The sequence below is a fragment of the Streptomyces sp. NRRL F-6676 genome (assembly GCF_000725625.1).
Lineage (GTDB): Bacteria > Actinomycetota > Actinomycetes > Streptomycetales > Streptomycetaceae > Streptomyces.
This window is the reverse complement of the sequence record NZ_JOHS01000061.1, coordinates 1-16,264: the sequence shown is the minus strand read 5'-3', so window position 1 is coordinate 16,264 and position 16,264 is coordinate 1. Positions and strand designations below refer to the sequence as shown.

The 16,264-nt window shown below is 73.1% G+C and carries 10 protein-coding genes; 5 read left to right on the top strand and 5 right to left on the bottom strand.

What is annotated here, in order from left to right; all coding sequences use genetic code 11:
- Positions 1–43: 43 nt before the first annotated feature.
- Together pepN and IO29_RS27150 are read right to left on the bottom strand one after the other, a co-directional pair.
- Positions 44–2,554, bottom strand: coding sequence for an aminopeptidase N (pepN, locus tag IO29_RS27155; RefSeq protein WP_030382365.1), 2,511 nt, complete (start codon positions 2,552–2,554; stop codon positions 44–46).
- Between the two features lie 93 nt (positions 2,555–2,647).
- Positions 2,648–3,001, bottom strand: a complete 354-nt coding sequence (locus tag IO29_RS27150; RefSeq protein WP_030382364.1) for a chorismate mutase — start codon at positions 2,999–3,001, stop codon at positions 2,648–2,650.
- Between the two features lie 143 nt (positions 3,002–3,144).
- On the opposite strand from IO29_RS27150, the gene IO29_RS27145 reads away from it, so the two are divergent.
- The 4 genes from IO29_RS27145 (at position 3,145) to IO29_RS27130 (ending at position 6,952) form a co-directional block, all read left to right on the top strand.
- On the top strand, positions 3,145–4,047 hold the full coding sequence (locus IO29_RS27145; RefSeq protein ID WP_030382363.1) for a hypothetical protein: 903 nt from the start codon (positions 3,145–3,147) through the stop codon (positions 4,045–4,047).
- Positions 4,048–4,151: 104 nt separating this feature from the next.
- Positions 4,152–4,892 (top strand): ankyrin repeat domain-containing protein, encoded by a 741-nt coding sequence (locus IO29_RS27140; protein ID WP_030382362.1) that lies wholly within the window; start codon positions 4,152–4,154, stop codon positions 4,890–4,892.
- A gap of 86 nt (positions 4,893–4,978) precedes the next feature.
- Entirely contained in the window at positions 4,979–5,818 is an 840-nt protein-coding gene (locus IO29_RS27135) for a chitosanase (RefSeq protein WP_030382361.1), read from the top strand.
- Between the two features lie 264 nt (positions 5,819–6,082).
- Positions 6,083–6,952 (top strand): chitosanase, encoded by an 870-nt coding sequence (locus IO29_RS27130; RefSeq protein ID WP_033225409.1) that lies wholly within the window; start codon positions 6,083–6,085, stop codon positions 6,950–6,952.
- 191 nt (positions 6,953–7,143) lie between these two features.
- On the opposite strand, the gene IO29_RS27125 is transcribed toward IO29_RS27130, so the two are convergent.
- The 3 genes from IO29_RS27125 to IO29_RS27115 form a co-directional block, all read right to left on the bottom strand.
- A complete protein-coding gene (locus tag IO29_RS27125) occupies positions 7,144–8,607 on the bottom strand; it encodes a glutamate synthase subunit beta (protein ID WP_030382359.1) in 1,464 nt (487 codons plus the stop codon).
- Positions 8,600–13,207, bottom strand: coding sequence for a glutamate synthase large subunit (gene gltB / locus IO29_RS27120; RefSeq protein WP_078618486.1), 4,608 nt, complete (start codon positions 13,205–13,207; stop codon positions 8,600–8,602). Before gltB ends, IO29_RS27125 begins: the two co-directional genes overlap by 8 nt.
- A gap of 615 nt (positions 13,208–13,822) precedes the next feature.
- Entirely contained in the window at positions 13,823–14,554 is a 732-nt protein-coding gene (locus IO29_RS27115) for a VIT1/CCC1 transporter family protein (RefSeq protein ID WP_030382357.1), read from the bottom strand.
- 478 nt (positions 14,555–15,032) lie between these two features.
- Between IO29_RS27115 and IO29_RS27110 the strand changes: the two genes are divergently transcribed.
- The gene (locus IO29_RS27110; RefSeq protein WP_324608186.1) at positions 15,033–16,112 is read left to right on the top strand and encodes an ADP-ribosylglycohydrolase family protein; all 1,080 of its coding nucleotides are present in this window, start codon (positions 15,033–15,035) and stop codon (positions 16,110–16,112) included.
- Positions 16,113–16,264 lie beyond the last annotated feature (152 nt).

Here is a 16,264-nt window from a genome sequence, read left to right as displayed (position 1 = left end):
CGGGGGGGCGTGTGCGCGCACGCCCCCGACACACACCTGCCGGTCAGCCCTCGCGCACCCGCAGGGCCCTCGCCAGGTCGTCGAGCTGGTCGGCGAGCCTGCGGCGCAGGGAGGGGGCGGGGTCGTCCTCGCGCAGACACCGCTCGCCCCGCCGCAGGTGGTCCGCGTCGACGGCGTAGGCCGGGAACGCCCAGCGGCCGGCCGCGTCGGCGATGGCGGGGCCGCGGCGGGCGGCCAGGGCGGTGGCGTCCTCGTAGTACCGGCCGACGTACTCCGCGAGGAGATCGGCCTGTTCGGGCTGCCAGAAGCCGCGGGCGGTGGCGGTGAACAGGTAGTTCGACAGGTCCGCGGCGGGGTCGTCGGTGAACATCGCCGCCCAGGCCCGGGCCTTGGCCGCCGGGTCGGGCAGTGCGGCGCGGCAGCGGGCGGCGCCCTCCTGGCCGGTGGCGCTGGGGTCGCGGGCGAGTTCGGCGGCGATGGCGGCCTCGTCGGTGGCGCCGAGGACGGCGAGCCGGCCGAGGATGCGCCAGCGCAGCTCGGGGTCGAGTTCGGGGCCGCCGGGGACGGTGCCGTCGGCGAGCCAGGCGGCGAGGGTGTCGGGGTGCGCGGCGACGTCGATGCGGTGGCGCACAGCGGCCAGACGCAGCCCGGGGTGGTCGCCGTCCTCGGTGCGGCGGACCAGGTCGCGGCCGAGGTCGGTGAGGGTGGCGAGGGCGGCGGGCCGCCGGCCGGGGGCGAGGTAGCGATCGGCGATCTGGCCGCCGGCGAAGGCGAGGACGCCCTGGACGAGGGCCACGTCGGTCTCGTGCGGCAGGTGCGCGCGGGCGGTCTCCAGGTAGACCTCCGGGGCGAGTTCACCGTCCCGCACGGCGTCCCGCAGGGAGTTCCAGACGACGGCCCGGGTGAGGGGGTCGGGGAGGCCGGAGAGGGCCGCGCGCACGGTGTCGTACGACTCCGCATCGAAGCGCACCTTGGCGTAGGTGAGGTCGGAGTCGTTCAGCACGAGCAGGACGGGACGCTTGCCGAGGGGGTGCTCCGTGCTGCCCGGGACGTCGAGTTCGGGGCGGGAGCGCAGGGTGAGCCGGCCCTCGTCGGTGAGGTCGTGGTCGTAGAGGCCGACGGCGATGCGGTGGGGGCGGCTGCCGTCGTGGGCGACCGTGAGGGTGTGGGTGCCGTCGTCGGCGCGGGCGATGCGGGGTGTGAGCGTGTCGACCCCCGTCGTCCGCAGCCACGCGTCCGCCCACGCGTGGACGTCGCGTTCCGTCGCGGAGGCGAGGGAGTCGAGGAAGTCGGCGAGGGTGGCGTTGGCGAACTTGTGCCGCGCGAAGTGCGTGTTGATGCCGGCCAGGAAGTCCTTCTCGCCCAGCCAGGTGACCAGTTGGCGCAGCGCGGAGGCGCCCTTGGCGTAGGAGATGCCGTCGAAGTTGAGCAGCGCGGAGGCGGTGTCGGGGACGGCCTCGGGGGCGACGGGGTGGGTGGAGGGGCGCTGGTCGGCGTCGTAGCCCCAGGCCTTGCGGGAGACGCCGAACTCGGTCCACGTCTCCGTGAAGCGGGTGGCCTCCGCGGCGGTCTGGTAGCCCATGTACTCGGCGAAGGACTCGTTGAGCCAGATGTCGTCCCACCACTTCAGGGTGACGAGGTCGCCGAACCACATGTGGGCCATCTCGTGGGCGATGACCATGGCGCGGGTCTGGCGCTCGGTGTCGGTGACGGCGGAGCGGTAGACGAACTCGTCGCGGAAGGTGACCAGTCCGGGGTTCTCCATGGCGCCGGCGTTGAACTCGGGGACGAACGCCTGGTCGTAGGAGTCGAAGGGGTAGGGCTCCTCGAACTTCTCGTGGTAGCGGTCGAAGCAGGCGCGGGTGACGTCGAGGATCTCCTCGGCGTCCGCGTCGAGGTGCGGGGCGAGCGAGCGGCGGCAGTGGATGCCGAAGGGCAGTCCGCGGTGCTCGGTGCGCACCGAGTGCCAGGGTCCGGCGGCGACGGCGACGAGGTAGGTGGAGATCAGCGGCGTGGTGGCGGCCTTCCAGACGCCGTCGCCGGTGTGCTCGGTGACGCCGTTGGCGAGGACGGTCCAGCCCTCGGGGGCGGTGACGGTGAGGTCGAAGACGGCCTTGAGGTCGGGCTGGTCGAAGGCGGCGAAGACGCGCTGGACGTCGTCCATGAACATCTGGGTGTAGACGTACGCCTCGCCGTCGCTGGGGTCGGTGAAGCGGTGCATGCCCTCGCCGGTGCGGGAGTAGCGCATCGAGGCGTCGACGCGCAGTTCGTGCTCGCCGGGGGTGAGGCCCTTCAGGGGCAGCCGGTTGTCGTCCAGGGTGCCCGGGTCCAGGGACTGTCCGTCGAGGGTGACGGAGCGCAGCGCGGCCGGCTTGAGTTCGACGAAGGTGTCCGTGCCGTGCCGGCCGCCGCGCACGGTGAACCGGACGACGGTACGGGAGTCGAAGGTGTCGTCGCCCACGGTGAGGTCGAGACCGACCGTGTAGTGGTGGACGTCAAGTAGCTGTGCACGGGTCTGCGCTTCGTCGCGCGTCAGTACGGACATGGTGGCCATGCTGCCCGATGCCGTCCGCACGGCACAGGGGGGCCCTGCGGACGGCGGGCGCCGCCCGGAGCGCGACGGGGCGCGGTGGGCGGCGCGGGCGGCTCAGGAGGGGTTCGCGGGGGCGCCGGGGGCGGGGTCGGCGGCGGTGTCCGCGATGTGCTCGTGGTGGCGGATGACCTCCGCGATGATGAAGGTGAGGAGTTTCTCGGCGAACGCCGGGTCGAGCTTGGCGCTCTCCGCGAGCCGGCGCAGCCGGGTGATCTGACGGGTCTCCCGCTCGGGGTCGGCCGGGGGCAGCCGGTGCGCGGCCTTGAGATGGCCGACCTGCTGGGTGCACTTGAAGCGTTCGGCGAGCATGTGGACGACGGCGGCGTCGATGTTGTCGATGCTGTCGCGCAGCCGTTCGAGCTCGGCGCGGACCGCGGGATCGGTCCCGGCACTGTTGCTGGTGGTCATGGGCGCACACCCTACGGGGCGGCGGGGGTACGGCCCCGGCACGTTCCGCAGGCCGGACAGCGCCGTCGCGCACGGGGGGCCGCGCGGGGGTGTCGGGCCTACAGTGGGAGGTCGCGCGGTCGGCGTCTTCCGGGGGTGCGGGTGTGGTGAACGGTGGGCCGGTGGAGCACGGTTTCCCTCATCTGGACACGGTGCGGGCGGCCGTCACCGCGCTGTACCGGCGGCTGTCGTACGACACCGTGCGGACGTTCGACACCAGCGTGCTCCCGGTGGACGTGGCCTTCGCCGACGTCGACGATCTGCATCTGGGGGCGCAGCGGGTGGCCCGGGAGATGGTGCGCCACTACCGGCTGCCGGACGCCCGGATGATCGTCGGCTTCCGGGAGATGACGCACGCGGCCCATGTGGAACTGGCCGCGGGCCCCGAGTACTTCATCGAGCTGAACGACCGGTTCCGCACCCACCGCCGGGACATCGGCGCCGCTCTGGCGCACGAAGTGATGCATGTCTATCTGCACCGCCTGGACCTGGCGTTCCCCGGCACCCGGGACAACGAGATCCTCACCGACACGGCGGCCGCCTACCTCGGCGCGGGCTGGCTGCTGCTCGACGCCTACCGGGAGGACGGGGCGTCCTCGCAGAAGCTGGGCTACCTCACACCGGAGGAGTTCGGGTACGTCCTGGCCAAGCGGGCGCTGGCGTTCGGGGAGGACCCGTCGGTGTGGTTCACCAGCCCGCAGGCCTACACGGCGTACACCAGGGGGCTCGCGCGGGCCCGGCAGGACGAGCGGGAGCCGCCGCTGACGGCCGCCGGCTGGGCGGGCCGCCGGCGCTACGCACGCGACCGCCGGCACGCGCTGGAGCGCGCGGGGGGCGGACAGCGCGCGGAGGCCGGGACGGCGTACTCCTTCGCGCCGGGCGCGCGGGAGCCGCTGCGGGTCGCGTTCCCCTGCCCCGTCTGCTTCCAGCGCATCCGGGTGCCGGTACGGGGGCGGGTGCGGGCGCGGTGCGGGCTGTGCCGGACGGTGCTGGAGTGCGACACGTAGGCACGGGCGGCGAGGGGGACGGCGGGCGGCCGGGTGGTGCAGAACACGTGCGAACGCACCCTTTTTCCTTTGCCCGCAGCCCCTTCGCGCGCGAGGGTCGAGGGATGGACAGGGAAGGGCCGCCGGGGCTGCTCGCGGCGGTGTACGAAGGCGACGCGGACGCGGTCGTACGGCTGCTGCGGGACGGTGCGGACCCGGAGGCGGCCGACGAGGACGGGCAGACGGCGCTGTACGTCGCGGCGGTCGGCGACGAGCCCGGCATCGTACGGCTGCTGCTGGCGGCCGGCGCCGACCCGGACCGGCTGAGCGGCGGCACGGACGCGCCGCTGTGCGGGGCGGCGTGCGGCGGACACGAGCAGGTCGTACGGGCGCTGCTGGCGGCCGGGGCGACGGTGGACCTGGAGGAGGAGTACGGGTTCCGGTCGCTGACCTGGGCGGTGCGGCTCGGGCACGCCGGGGTGGTCGCGGCGCTGCTCGCCGCCGGCGCGGACCCCGACCGGCCGGGCCCGGGCGGGGAGCCGCCGCTGGTGGCGGCGGCGCGGCGGGGCTCGCCCGGGTGCGTACGGGCGCTGCTGGCGGCCGGTGCCGGGGCGCGTGCGGAGGCGCTGGCGGAGGCGCGCCGGTGGGCGGCGGCCGATGTCGCCGCGGAGCTGCGGGCGGGTCTGGAGGCGGCCTACGGGCCGGGTCCCGGGTACCGGGTGCGGCGGTTCGTGGCGGAGAAGGGGGCGCCGACGGTGGAGGTGACGCTGGTCCGGGACGGCCGGGTGGTCGCGGGCGACGACCGGCAGCTGGGGCACGCGGCGATCGTGACGGAACTGCTGGGACGGGCGGGGCGCGGCGTCTGACCGGGGGTGCGCGGGCCTCCCCCGGTGGGTGCGCCCGGCCGCGTCGGCGCCCCGGACGGCGGTACGCCGACCCTAGGCTGTCCCGCATGAAGCGAGTCCGTCACGTGTGGTGGGCGGCCGTGGCCGTGCTGGTCGTGGCCGCGGTGTACGGCCTGGCGCCCGGGTCCGGCGACCGGGCCGTGGACGACGGGGCCGGGCGGGCAGACGGCGGACGCGGGGCGGGGCTGGACTCCTCGGCGAAGAAGGAGATCGCACAGCAGATCGTGGCCAGCGCCGAGAACGGCACGCTGGACTGGCGCAGCGCCTACGGCTACATCGAGGACATCGGCGACGGGCAGGGGTACACCGCCGGGATCATCGGGTTCTGCACGGGCACGCACGATCTGCTGACGCTGGTGCGGACGTACACCGACGACCATCCCGGGAACCGGCTCGCCCGGTACCTCCCCGCGCTGCGCGCGGTCGACGGCACGGACTCGCACGAGGGGCTCGGGGACGGGTTCACGGCGGCGTGGAAGGCGGAGGCGGAGGTGCCGGCGTTCCGGCGCGCGCAGGACGCGGAGCGGGACCGGGTGTACTTCGATCCGGCGGTGCGGCAGGCGAAGGAGGACGGGCTGGGGGCGCTGGGGCAGTTCATCTACTACGACGCGATCGTCTTCCACGGGCCGGGGAAGCGGGCGGGGAGCTTCGGGGGGATCCGGGCGGAGGCGCTGCGGCGGGCGGAGAGTCCGGCGGAGGGGGGTTCCGAGGCGGAGTATCTCGGGGCGTTCCTGGATGTGCGGCGGGCCGCGATGCGGGAGCGGGGGGCGGGGGTGGACACGAGCCGGGTGGACACGGCGCAGCGGGTGTTCCTGCGGGAGGGGAATCTGGCGTTGGATACGCCGTTGCGGTGGCGGGTGTACGGGGAGCGGTACGAGATCGGCTGACCCGAGGGGTTCTCCGCCCCCACCGCCCCTACCCTTCCCGCCCCTTCAAGGGGCTCCGCCCCTTGAAGGCCGCGAGCAGGGGGCGCGGGGAACTGCGCGAGCGACCAGGGGTCACCCGCACCCGAAAACCCACAGATCCCTCCATCCCCCTGTTTCACAGCTGTTCGGTAGATTGCCCGCATGCGTGCGGAGTCGGGGTCAGGGGCAGGGTCTGGGGCGGAGCCTCGGTCGGGGGCGTGGCGAGGGTGTTTGCTCGTTCTCGCCGTGCCCGTCGTTGTCGGGGTCGTGCATCTGGCCACGCCCGACGGCGGGGGCGACGTGGCGCCCGCCGCGTCCACCTCCGCGTCCGCCTCCGCCTCCGTCGCGGACGGGAAGGAGCGCCGCGCGGACGACGCCGTCGTCGCCGACGCACCGCCGGGGCTCGCCGCGCCCGCCAAGAAGGAGCTGGCGCAACGTTTCGTCTCCAGCGTGGAGAACTCCACGCTGGACTGGCGCACGGCGTACGACTCGATCGAGGACACCGGTGACGGGCACGGCTACACCGCCGGGATCATCGGTTTCTGCACCGGCACCGACGACCTGCTCACCCTCGTCGAGCGCTACACCAAGGCCCACCCGGACAACCGCCTCGCCCCCTACATCCCCGCGCTGCGCGCGGTCAACGGCACCGACTCGCACAAGGGTCTCGACCCCGGGTTCACCGCCGCCTGGCGGGCCGAGGCGCGGGTGAAGGCGTTCCGCACCGCGCAGGAGAAGGAGCGCGACCGGGTCTACTTCGACCCGGCGGTCCGGCTGGCCAAGCTGGACGGACTCGGCACGCTCGGCCAGTTGATCTACTACGACGCCATGGTGCTGCACGGCCCGGGCGTCGACGCCGACGGTTTCTACGGGCTGCGGGACGAGGCGCTGCGCCGGGCGAAGCTGCCGTCGGACGGCGGCTCGCGCACGGCGTATCTGAACGCGTTCCTGGACGTCCACCGTGAGGCCATCAAGAGGGACGACGCCGGGGACGACCACGGCGACACCTCGCGCATCGACACGGCGCTGCGCCGGTTCCTGGACGACGGCAACGTCGGTCTGGACACCCCCCTGGTGTGGCGGGCGTACGGCGAGCGCTACCGCGTCGGCCGGTAGCCGCCCGGACCACATGCAACGACGCCCGCCCAGTGTCCGGTCGGGGACTGCGGGGCGGGCGCCGTTCGGGGGGCCTCAAGAGGAATCGCTCCCCCACGAGGTCCCGCCCGTACGCCGTTGTACGGGACGTGTGTGCGACGACCTTACCGCCGGGCCGCTCCACGCGGACCCGGCGGGGTCACCGGTCGGGGTCAGACCGTCAGCGAGCGGTCCGTCGGCCGGATCGGCGCCGGCAGGTCGCTGGCGCCGGTCAGGAAGCGGTCCGCGCCGCGCGCCGCGGAGCGGCCCTCGGCGATGGCCCACACGATGAGCGACTGGCCGCGCCCTGCGTCACCGGCGACGAACACGCCGGGGACGTTGGTCTGGAAGTCGGCGTCGCGGGCGATGTTGCCGCGCTCGTCGAGGTCCAGGCCGAGCTGCTCGATCAGGCCGTTCTCCTTGTCGGGGCCGGTGAAGCCCATGGCGAGGGTGACCAGCTGGGCGGGGATCTTGCGCTCGGTGCCGGGCTTCTGGTTCAGCCTGCCGTCGACGAACTCGACCTCGGCCAGGTGCAGCCACTGCACATTGCCGTCCTCGTCGCCCTCGAAGTGGGTGGTGGAGACGGAGTAGAGCCGCTCGCCGCCCTCCTCGTGCGCGGAGGTGACCTTGTACAGCATCGGGAACGTCGGCCAGGGCTGGCTGACCGGGTTCCGCTCGGCGCCGGGCTGGGGCATGATCTCCAGCTGCGTCACCGAGGCCGCGCCCTGGCGGTGGGCGGTGCCCACGCAGTCGGCGCCGGTGTCGCCGCCGCCGATGACGACGACGTGCTTGCCCTCGGCGGAGATCGGGGAGGTGACGTAGTCGCCCTCCTGGACCTTGTTCGACAGCGGCAGGTACTCCATCGCCTGGTGGACGCCCTTGAGTTCCCGGCCCGGGATGGGCAGGTCGCGGGCGGTGGTGGAGCCGGCGGCGATGACGACGGCGTCGTACCGCTTGCGCAGGCCGGCCGCGGTGACGTCCCGGCCGACCTCGACGCCGGTGCGGAAGCGGGTGCCCTCCGCGCGCATCTGCTCGATGCGGCGGTTGATGTGCCGCTTCTCCATCTTGAACTCGGGGATGCCGTAGCGGAGCAGGCCGCCGATGCGGTCGGCGCGCTCGTAGACGGCGACGGTGTGGCCGGCCCGGGTGAGCTGCTGGGCGGCGGCGAGACCGGCCGGCCCGGAGCCGATGACGGCGACGGTCTTGCCGGACAGGCGCTCGGGGATCTGCGGCGTCACGTCACCGGTGTCCCACGCCTTGTCGATGATGGAGACCTCGACGTTCTTGATGGTGACCGGCGCCTGGTTGATGCCGAGGACGCACGCCGACTCGCACGGGGCCGGGCACAGCCGCCCGGTGAACTCCGGGAAGTTGTTGGTGGCGTGCAGCCGCTCGGAGGCGGCGGACCAGTCCTCGCGGTAGGCGAAGTCGTTCCACTCCGGGATCAGGTTCCCCAGCGGGCAGCCGTTGTGGCAGAACGGGATGCCGCAGTCCATGCAGCGGCTGGCCTGCTTGGAGATGATCGGGAGCAGCGAGCCGGGAACGTAGACCTCGTTCCAGTCCCGCACCCGCTCCTCGACGGGGCGGGAACGGGCGACCTCGCGGCCGTGGTTGAGAAAGCCCTTGGGATCAGCCATTGGTCGCCGCCTCCATCATCTTCTCGGTGATCTCGGTCTCGGAGAGACCGGCTCGCTCGGCGGCGTCCTTGGCGGCGAGCACAGCCTTGTAGGTGCTGGGGATGATCTTGCTGAAGCGGGTCACCGCGGTGTCCCACTCGGCGAGGAGCTTGGCGGCCACGGTGGAGCCGGTCTCCTCCTGGTGGCGGCGCACGACCTCGTGCAGCCACTGCCGGTCGGCCTCGTCGAGTTCCCGGACGGCGTCGGCGTTGCCCGGGTTGACGTCGGCCGGGTCGAGGTCGACGACGTAGGCGATGCCGCCGGACATGCCGGCCGCGAAGTTGCGCCCGATGGGGCCGAGGACGACGGCGTGGCCGCCGGTCATGTACTCGCAGCCGTGGTCGCCGACGCCCTCGGAGACGACGAGCGCGCCGGAGTTGCGCACGCAGAACCGCTCACCCGTACGACCGCGCAGGAACAGTTCGCCGCCGGTGGCGCCGTAGGCGAGGGTGTTGCCCGCGATGGTGGAGTACTCGGCGAGGTGGTCGGCGCCCCGGTCGGGGCGGACGATCACGCGGCCGCCGGACAGGCCCTTGCCGACGTAGTCGTTGGCGTCGCCCTCCAGGCGCAGGGTGATGCCGCGCGGCAGGAAGGCGCCGAAGGACTGGCCGGCGGAGCCGGTGAAGGTGATGTCGACGGTGTCGTCGGGCAGGCCGGCGCCGCCGAACTTCTTCGTCACCTCGTGGCCGAGCATGGTGCCGACCGTGCGGTTGATGTTGCGGATGGGGACCTGGGCGCGGACCGGCGCGGCGTCGGCGGCGGAGTCGGCGGACAGGGCGTCGGCGGCCAGCTTGATGAGCTGGTTGTCGAGCGCCTTCTGCAACCCGTGGTCCTGGGCGATCACCTGGTGGCGGGCGGCGCCCTCGGGCAGCGCGGGGACGTGGAACAGCGGTGCCAGGTCCAGGCCCTGCGCCTTCCAGTGGTCGACGGCACGGGTGACGTCGAGCGCCTCGGCGTGGCCGACGGCCTCCTTGATGGAGCGGAAGCCCAGCTCGGCGAGGATCTCGCGGACCTCCTCGGCGATGAACTGGAAGAAGTTCACCACGTGCTCGGCCTTGCCGGAGAACCGCTCGCGCAGCACCGGGTTCTGGGTGGCGATGCCGACCGGGCAGGTGTCCAGGTGGCAGACGCGCATCATGACGCAGCCGGAGACGACGAGCGGCGCGGTCGCGAAACCGAACTCCTCGGCGCCGAGCAGCGCGGCGATGACGACGTCACGGCCGGTCTTGAGCTGGCCGTCGGTCTGCACGACGATCCGGTCGCGCAGGCCGTTGAGCAGCAGCGTCTGCTGGGTCTCGGCGAGGCCGAGCTCCCAGGGGCCGCCCGCGTGCTTGAGCGACGTGAGCGGGGAGGCGCCGGTGCCGCCGTCGTGGCCGGAGATCAGCACGACGTCCGCGTGGGCCTTGGACACACCGGCCGCGACCGTGCCGACGCCGACCTCGGAGACCAGCTTCACATGGATGCGGGCCCTGGGGTTGGCGTTCTTCAGGTCGTGGATCAGCTGCGCCAGGTCCTCGATGGAGTAGATGTCGTGGTGCGGCGGCGGGGAGATGAGCCCCACGCCCGGCGTCGAGTGCCGGGTCTTCGCCACCCACGGGTACACCTTGTGGCCGGGCAGCTGGCCGCCCTCGCCGGGCTTGGCGCCCTGGGCCATCTTGATCTGGATGTCGTCCGCGTTGACCAGGTACTCGCTGGTCACGCCGAAGCGGCCGGAGGCGACCTGCTTGATCGCCGAGCGGCGCGCCGGGTCGTACAGGCGGTCGGGGTCCTCGCCGCCCTCACCGGTGTTCGACTTGGCGCCGAGCTGGTTCATGGCGATGGCGAGCGTCTCGTGCGCCTCGCGCGAGATGGAGCCGTAGGACATGGCGCCGGTGGAGAACCGCTTGACGATCTCGGAGGCCGGCTCGACCTCCTCGACGGGGATCGGTCCCCGGCCGGACGTGAACTGGAACAGTCCGCGCAGCGTCATCAGGCGCTCGGACTGCTCGTTCACCCGGTCCGTGTACTTCTTGAAGATGTCGTAGCGGCGGGTGCGGGTGGAGTGCTGGAGGCGGAAGACCGTCTCCGGGTCGAACAGGTGCGGCTCGCCCTCGCGGCGCCACTGGTACTCGCCGCCGATCTCCAGCGCGCGGTGCGCGGGGGCGATGCCGGTGGCCGGGTAGGCCTTGGCGTGCCGGGCGGCGACCTCCTCGGCGATGACGTCGATGCCGACGCCGCCGATCTTGGTGGTGGTGCCGTTGAAGTACTTCTCCACGAAGGCGTCGTCCAGGCCCACGGCCTCGAACACCTGGGCGCCCCGGTAGGAGGCGACGGTGGAGATGCCCATCTTGGACATGACCTTCAGGACGCCCTTGCCGAGGGCGTAGATCAGGTTGCGGATGGCCTGCTCGGTGTCGATACCGGACAGGAAGGTGCCGGCCCGGACGAGGTCCTCGACGGACTCCATCGCCAGGTAGGGGTTGACGGCGGCGGCGCCGAAGCCGATGAGCAGGGCGACGTGGTGCACCTCGCGGACGTCGCCGGCCTCGACCAGCAGGCCCACCTGGGTGCGCTGCTTGGTGCGGATGAGGTGGTGGTGGACGGCCGAGGTGAGCAGCAGCGACGGGATCGGCGCGTGCTCGGCGTCGGAGTGCCGGTCGGACAGGACGATCAGATGGGCGCCGTTGCCGATGGCGGCGTCGGCCTCCGCGCAGATCTCCTCGATGCGGGCGGCCAGCGCCTCGCCGCCGCCGGAGACCCGGAACAGGCCGGAGAGGGTGGCGGCCTTCATGCCGGGCATGTCGCCGTCGGCGTTGATGTGGATGAGCTTGGCCAGCTCGTCGTTGTCGATCACCGGGAAGGGCAGCAGCACGCTGCGGCAGGAGGCCGCGGTGGGCTCCAGGAGGTTGCCCGAGGGGCCGAGCGAGGAGCGCAGCGAGGTGACGAGCTCCTCGCGGATGGCGTCCAGCGGCGGGTTGGTGACCTGCGCGAAGAGCTGGGTGAAGTAGTCGAACAGCAGGCGCGGGCGCTCGGAGAGCGCGGCGATCGGGCTGTCGGTGCCCATGGAGCCGATCGGCTCGGCGCCGGCCTTGGCCATCGGCGCGAGGATGACGCGGAGTTCTTCCTCGGTGTAGCCGAAGGTCTGCTGGCGGCGGGTGACCGAGGCGTGGGTGTGCACGATGTGCTCACGCTCGGGCAGGTCGCTCAGCTCGATCTCGCCGGCTTCCAGCCACTCGGCGTACGGCTGCTCGGCGGCGAGCTGGGCCTTGATCTCGTCGTCCTCGATGATGCGGTGCTCGGCGGTGTCGACGAGGAACATCCGGCCCGGCTGGAGACGTCCCTTGCGGACCACCTTGGCGGGGTCGATGTCGAGGACGCCGACCTCGGAGCCGAGGACGACGAGGCCGTCGTCGGTGACCCAGTAGCGGCCGGGGCGCAGACCGTTGCGGTCGAGGACCGCGCCGACCTGGGTGCCGTCGGTGAAGGTGACGCAGGCCGGGCCGTCCCAGGGCTCCATCATCGTGGAGTGGTACGCGTAGAAGGCGCGGCGGTCGGCGTCCATGGAGGCGTGGTTCTCCCAGGCCTCCGGGATCATCATGAGCACGGAGTGCGGCAGGGAGCGGCCGCCGAGGTGCAGCAGCTCGAGGACCTCGTCGAAGGAGGCGGAGTCGGAGGCGTCCGGCGTACAGACCGGGAAGAGCCGCTCCAGGTTCTCGGCCTCGGTGTTGCCGCTGCCGAGCAGCCGCGAGGCGAGCTGGGACTCGCGGGCGCGCATCCAGTTGCGGTTGCCCTTGACCGTGTTGATCTCGCCGTTGTGCGCGACGAACCGGTACGGGTGGGCCAGCGGCCAGCTCGGGAAGGTGTTGGTGGAGAACCGGGAGTGCACCAGCGCGATCGCGGAGCCGAAGCGGCGGTCGGACAGGTCCGGGAAGAAGGGTTCGAGCTGGCCGGTGGTCAGCATGCCCTTGTAGACGATGGTCCGCGCGGACAGCGACGGGAAGTAGACGCCGGCCTCGCGCTCGGCGCGCTTGCGCAGGGCGAACGCCTTGCGGTCCAGCGCGATGCCCGTCGAGGCGCCGTCGGTGACGAAGACCTGGCGGAAGGCGGGCATGGTGGCGCGGGCGGTGGCGCCGAGCAGCTCGGGCGCGACCGGCACCTCGCGCCAGCCGAGGACGGTGAGGCCCTCCTCGGTGGCGAGGCGCTCGATACGGGCGGCGGCCTCGTCCGTCCCCGCCTCGGGCAGGAAGGCGATGCCCACGGCGTACGCGCCGGCCTCGGGAAGCTCGAATCCGGCCACCTCGCGGAAGAAGGTGTCCGGGACCTGGGAGAGGATGCCGGCGCCGTCGCCCGAGTCGGGCTCGGAGCCGGTGGCACCGCGGTGCTCCAGGTTGCGCAGGACGGTGAGCGCCTGCTCGACCAGCGTGTGGCTCGCCTCACCGGTGAGCGTGGCCACGAAGCCGACGCCGCAGGCGTCGTGCTCGTTGCGCGGGTCGTACATGCCCTGCGCGGCAGGGCGAGCATCCATGAAGGACCAGTTCTGGCCAGTCGTGGAATGCTGGGACGGCTGGCGCGTCGTACGCATCGGCTCTCCCGTCGTCGTCATGTGGCTGGGGTGCGCGCGCCTCCCGGCCGTGAGGGCGGCCTGTGCGGGAGGAGCGGGTGCCGAGGGACGACGTTGGCCCTCTGCGAGAAGTGTGCGCCGCCGTGGCGGTGCGAGTGCACCGCGGTGGGCGGTGCGGTGGCGTTGCGGCTCCACCGTGATCCGGCGGTGCGACTGCACTGCGGCGGTGCGGTGCACCGTGTGGCGGTGCGTCTGCGCCATGTGTTCAGGGACAAGTACACATGAGCGTGAAATTTCGAGCAGGTTACATGATGAAGCGAATCCCGGAAACCGGATACTCCGTTCCATCATGCGGACATCGGGAAGGACATCGCGCGGACATCATGTGGTCACCGGGAGCGCGGCGGGGGTACCGCGCGCGACGGTGGAAGTCGGGGGGACCGTACGGGCAGATCGGTGACCGCCGGTCCGGTGGGAGGGCGGTGCCGCCCGCCCCACGGGGTGCACGGCGGGCCTCATTGCCCACAGCGCTTACGGCTCATGCCCAGTGGCCGAGTCGCCGAAACCACGGAAACCGACCGGGATACCGCCGAGTAGTGTCTACGTATACGGTTCCCTGCATAAACCTGCGCCCTCTTATCCTACGGCCCCGCCGAACAGGCTGCCCAGGAGGTATGTCACACCGGCCGCCGCACCGCCCACCGCGAGCTGGCGCAGACCGCTGAACCACCAGCTGCGCGCGGTCACCCGGGCGACCACGGCGCCGCACAGGAACAGTCCGGCGAGCGCCAGCAGCACGGCGGGCCAGATGACCGTGGCGCCCAGCAGGTACGGCAGCACGGGCAGCAGGGCGCCGAGCGCGAAGGAGCCGAAGGAGGAGACGGCGGCGACCAGCGGGGAGGGCAGGTCGCCGGGGTCGATGCCCAGCTCCTCGCGTGCGTGGATCTCCAGCGCCTGCTCGGGGTCCTTCGACAGCTGACGGGCCACCTCGCGGGCGAGCGCCGGCTCCACGCCCCGCGTCTCGTACAGCGCGGCGAGCTCGGCCTCCTCGTCCTTGGGGTGCTTGCGCAGCTCGCGCCGCTCGACGTCCAGCTCGGCCTCGACCAGCTCGCGCTGGGAGGCGACGGAGGTGTACTCGCCGGCCGCCATGGAGAAGGCACCGGCGGCGAGACCCGCGAGCCCGGTGAGCACGATCGTGGACCGGCTCAGCTCGCCGCCCGCCACGCCGGTCATCAGCGCGAGGTTGGAGACGAGCCCGTCCATCGCGCCGAACACGGCGGGGCGCAGCCAGCCGCCGTTGACGTCGCGGTGGGTGTGGTTGTCGCGGTGCGCCTCGTGCAGTGCGGCACCGGTCTCGATGACGGCCATGCGGTCCCCCAGGGTGTGTCGTACGGGAAGCTTTCGCGACTCATTTGGACTGAGTCCATACTTGGACAACACCCAAGGTACGCCGTGAATTCCGCGCCCGCCAGCAAGGAAAGGCAGACCTTACCTGGGCTTTTGTGGTCCCCGGCGCCGTTTCGATCGTACGCCCGGGCGACGCGCGACCGGGTGACAGTCGGGCACTCCGCGCTCCTGTGAACCGCCGTTCGGGGACGGATCCGGCAGGGGTCTCCCACGGACCGCGCTCCCATCGCGGGAGCGGCGCGCAGGCCGTGCCCCCGGAAGGAGCGGCGCCATGGCTTCCCCCGCCCGCACTCCCCCGCAACCGCCCCCGGCCCCGTCACCATCCCCACAACCGTCCCCGTCACCGCCTCCGTCCCCGTCACCGCCTCCGCCTCCGGCCCCGGCCCCGGCGCATCCGGGTCCGGACCCCGGTGGGCTGCTCGACCGGGCGCGCGGCGCGCTGCTCGGGCTGGCCGTCGGGGACGCGCTCGGTGCCCCCGCCGAGAACCTGAAACCGTCCGAGATCCGGGCCCGCTGGGGCCGCATCACGGGGTACGTCGCCGCGCACCCGGCCGGCACGGACGACACCGAGTACGCGATGTTCTCGGGGCTGCTGCTGGCCCGCCACGGTTCGGCGCTCACCGTGGCGCATGTCGAGGACGCCTGGCACCACTGGATCGCCGACCGGGACGAGGGTCCCTTCCGCGGCGCCGGGTTCAGCGAGCGCGGCACGCTGGAGAACCTGCGCCGGGGGCTGGCGGCGCCGATCTCCGCGCAGCACCGGCACGCCTGGAGCGACGGGCTCGCCATGCGGGCGGCGCCCTTCGGGGTCTTCGCCGCGGGGCGGCCCGCCGAGGCGGCCCGGCTGGTCGCGATCGACGGCTCGGTCAGCCACGAGGGCGAGGGGATCTACGGCGGTCAGGCGGTGGCGGCGGGCGTCGCGGCGGCGATGGCCGGGGCGCCGGTCGGCGCGGTCGTGGCCTCCGCGCTGGCGGTCGTCCCGGACGACTCCTGGACCGCCCGCTCACTGCGCCGCGCGGTGACCGCGGCGCACCGCGGCGAACGCGCGGTCCGCTCCGCGGTGGTCGTCGGCGGCTATCCCTGGACCGACCTCGCCCCCGAGGCGGTCGCCCTCGCGTTCGGCGCGTACGCGGCGGCGGACGGCGACTTCCGCGAGGCGGTGCTGACCGCCGTCAACATGGGCCGGGACGCCGACACGACGGCAGCGGTGGCAGGCGCCCTGTCCGGCGCGACGACCGGTACGTCGGCGATCCCGCCGGCCTGGTCCGAAGCGATCGGCCCGTCCAGAGGCACCTGCCTCCCCTCGATGAAGGGCCACCACGTGCTGGAGGTGGCGGAAGCGCTGGTGAGGGCGGCCAAGGCCCCCTCCGAGCCGAACAGGCCGACGACCGCACCCCCGGCGACCGCACCCCCCGCGCCCGCACCCCCGGCGGGCGCACCCCCCGCGCCCGCACCCCCGGCGGGCGCGCCCACCCCGGCTGCGGGCACACCCGCCCAAGCCGCGAGCGGCACCTCGTAGCGCCGAGTCGCGCGACCTCCCCCCGGCCGGCACCGACCGACCCGCACCTGCGACCCCCGGGCTCGACCGCCGCACTCCCCGCACGACCCCACCCGCACCAGCAACCCCCGAGCACCACGGCACCGTCACCACCCAGGAGCCCACCCCATGAC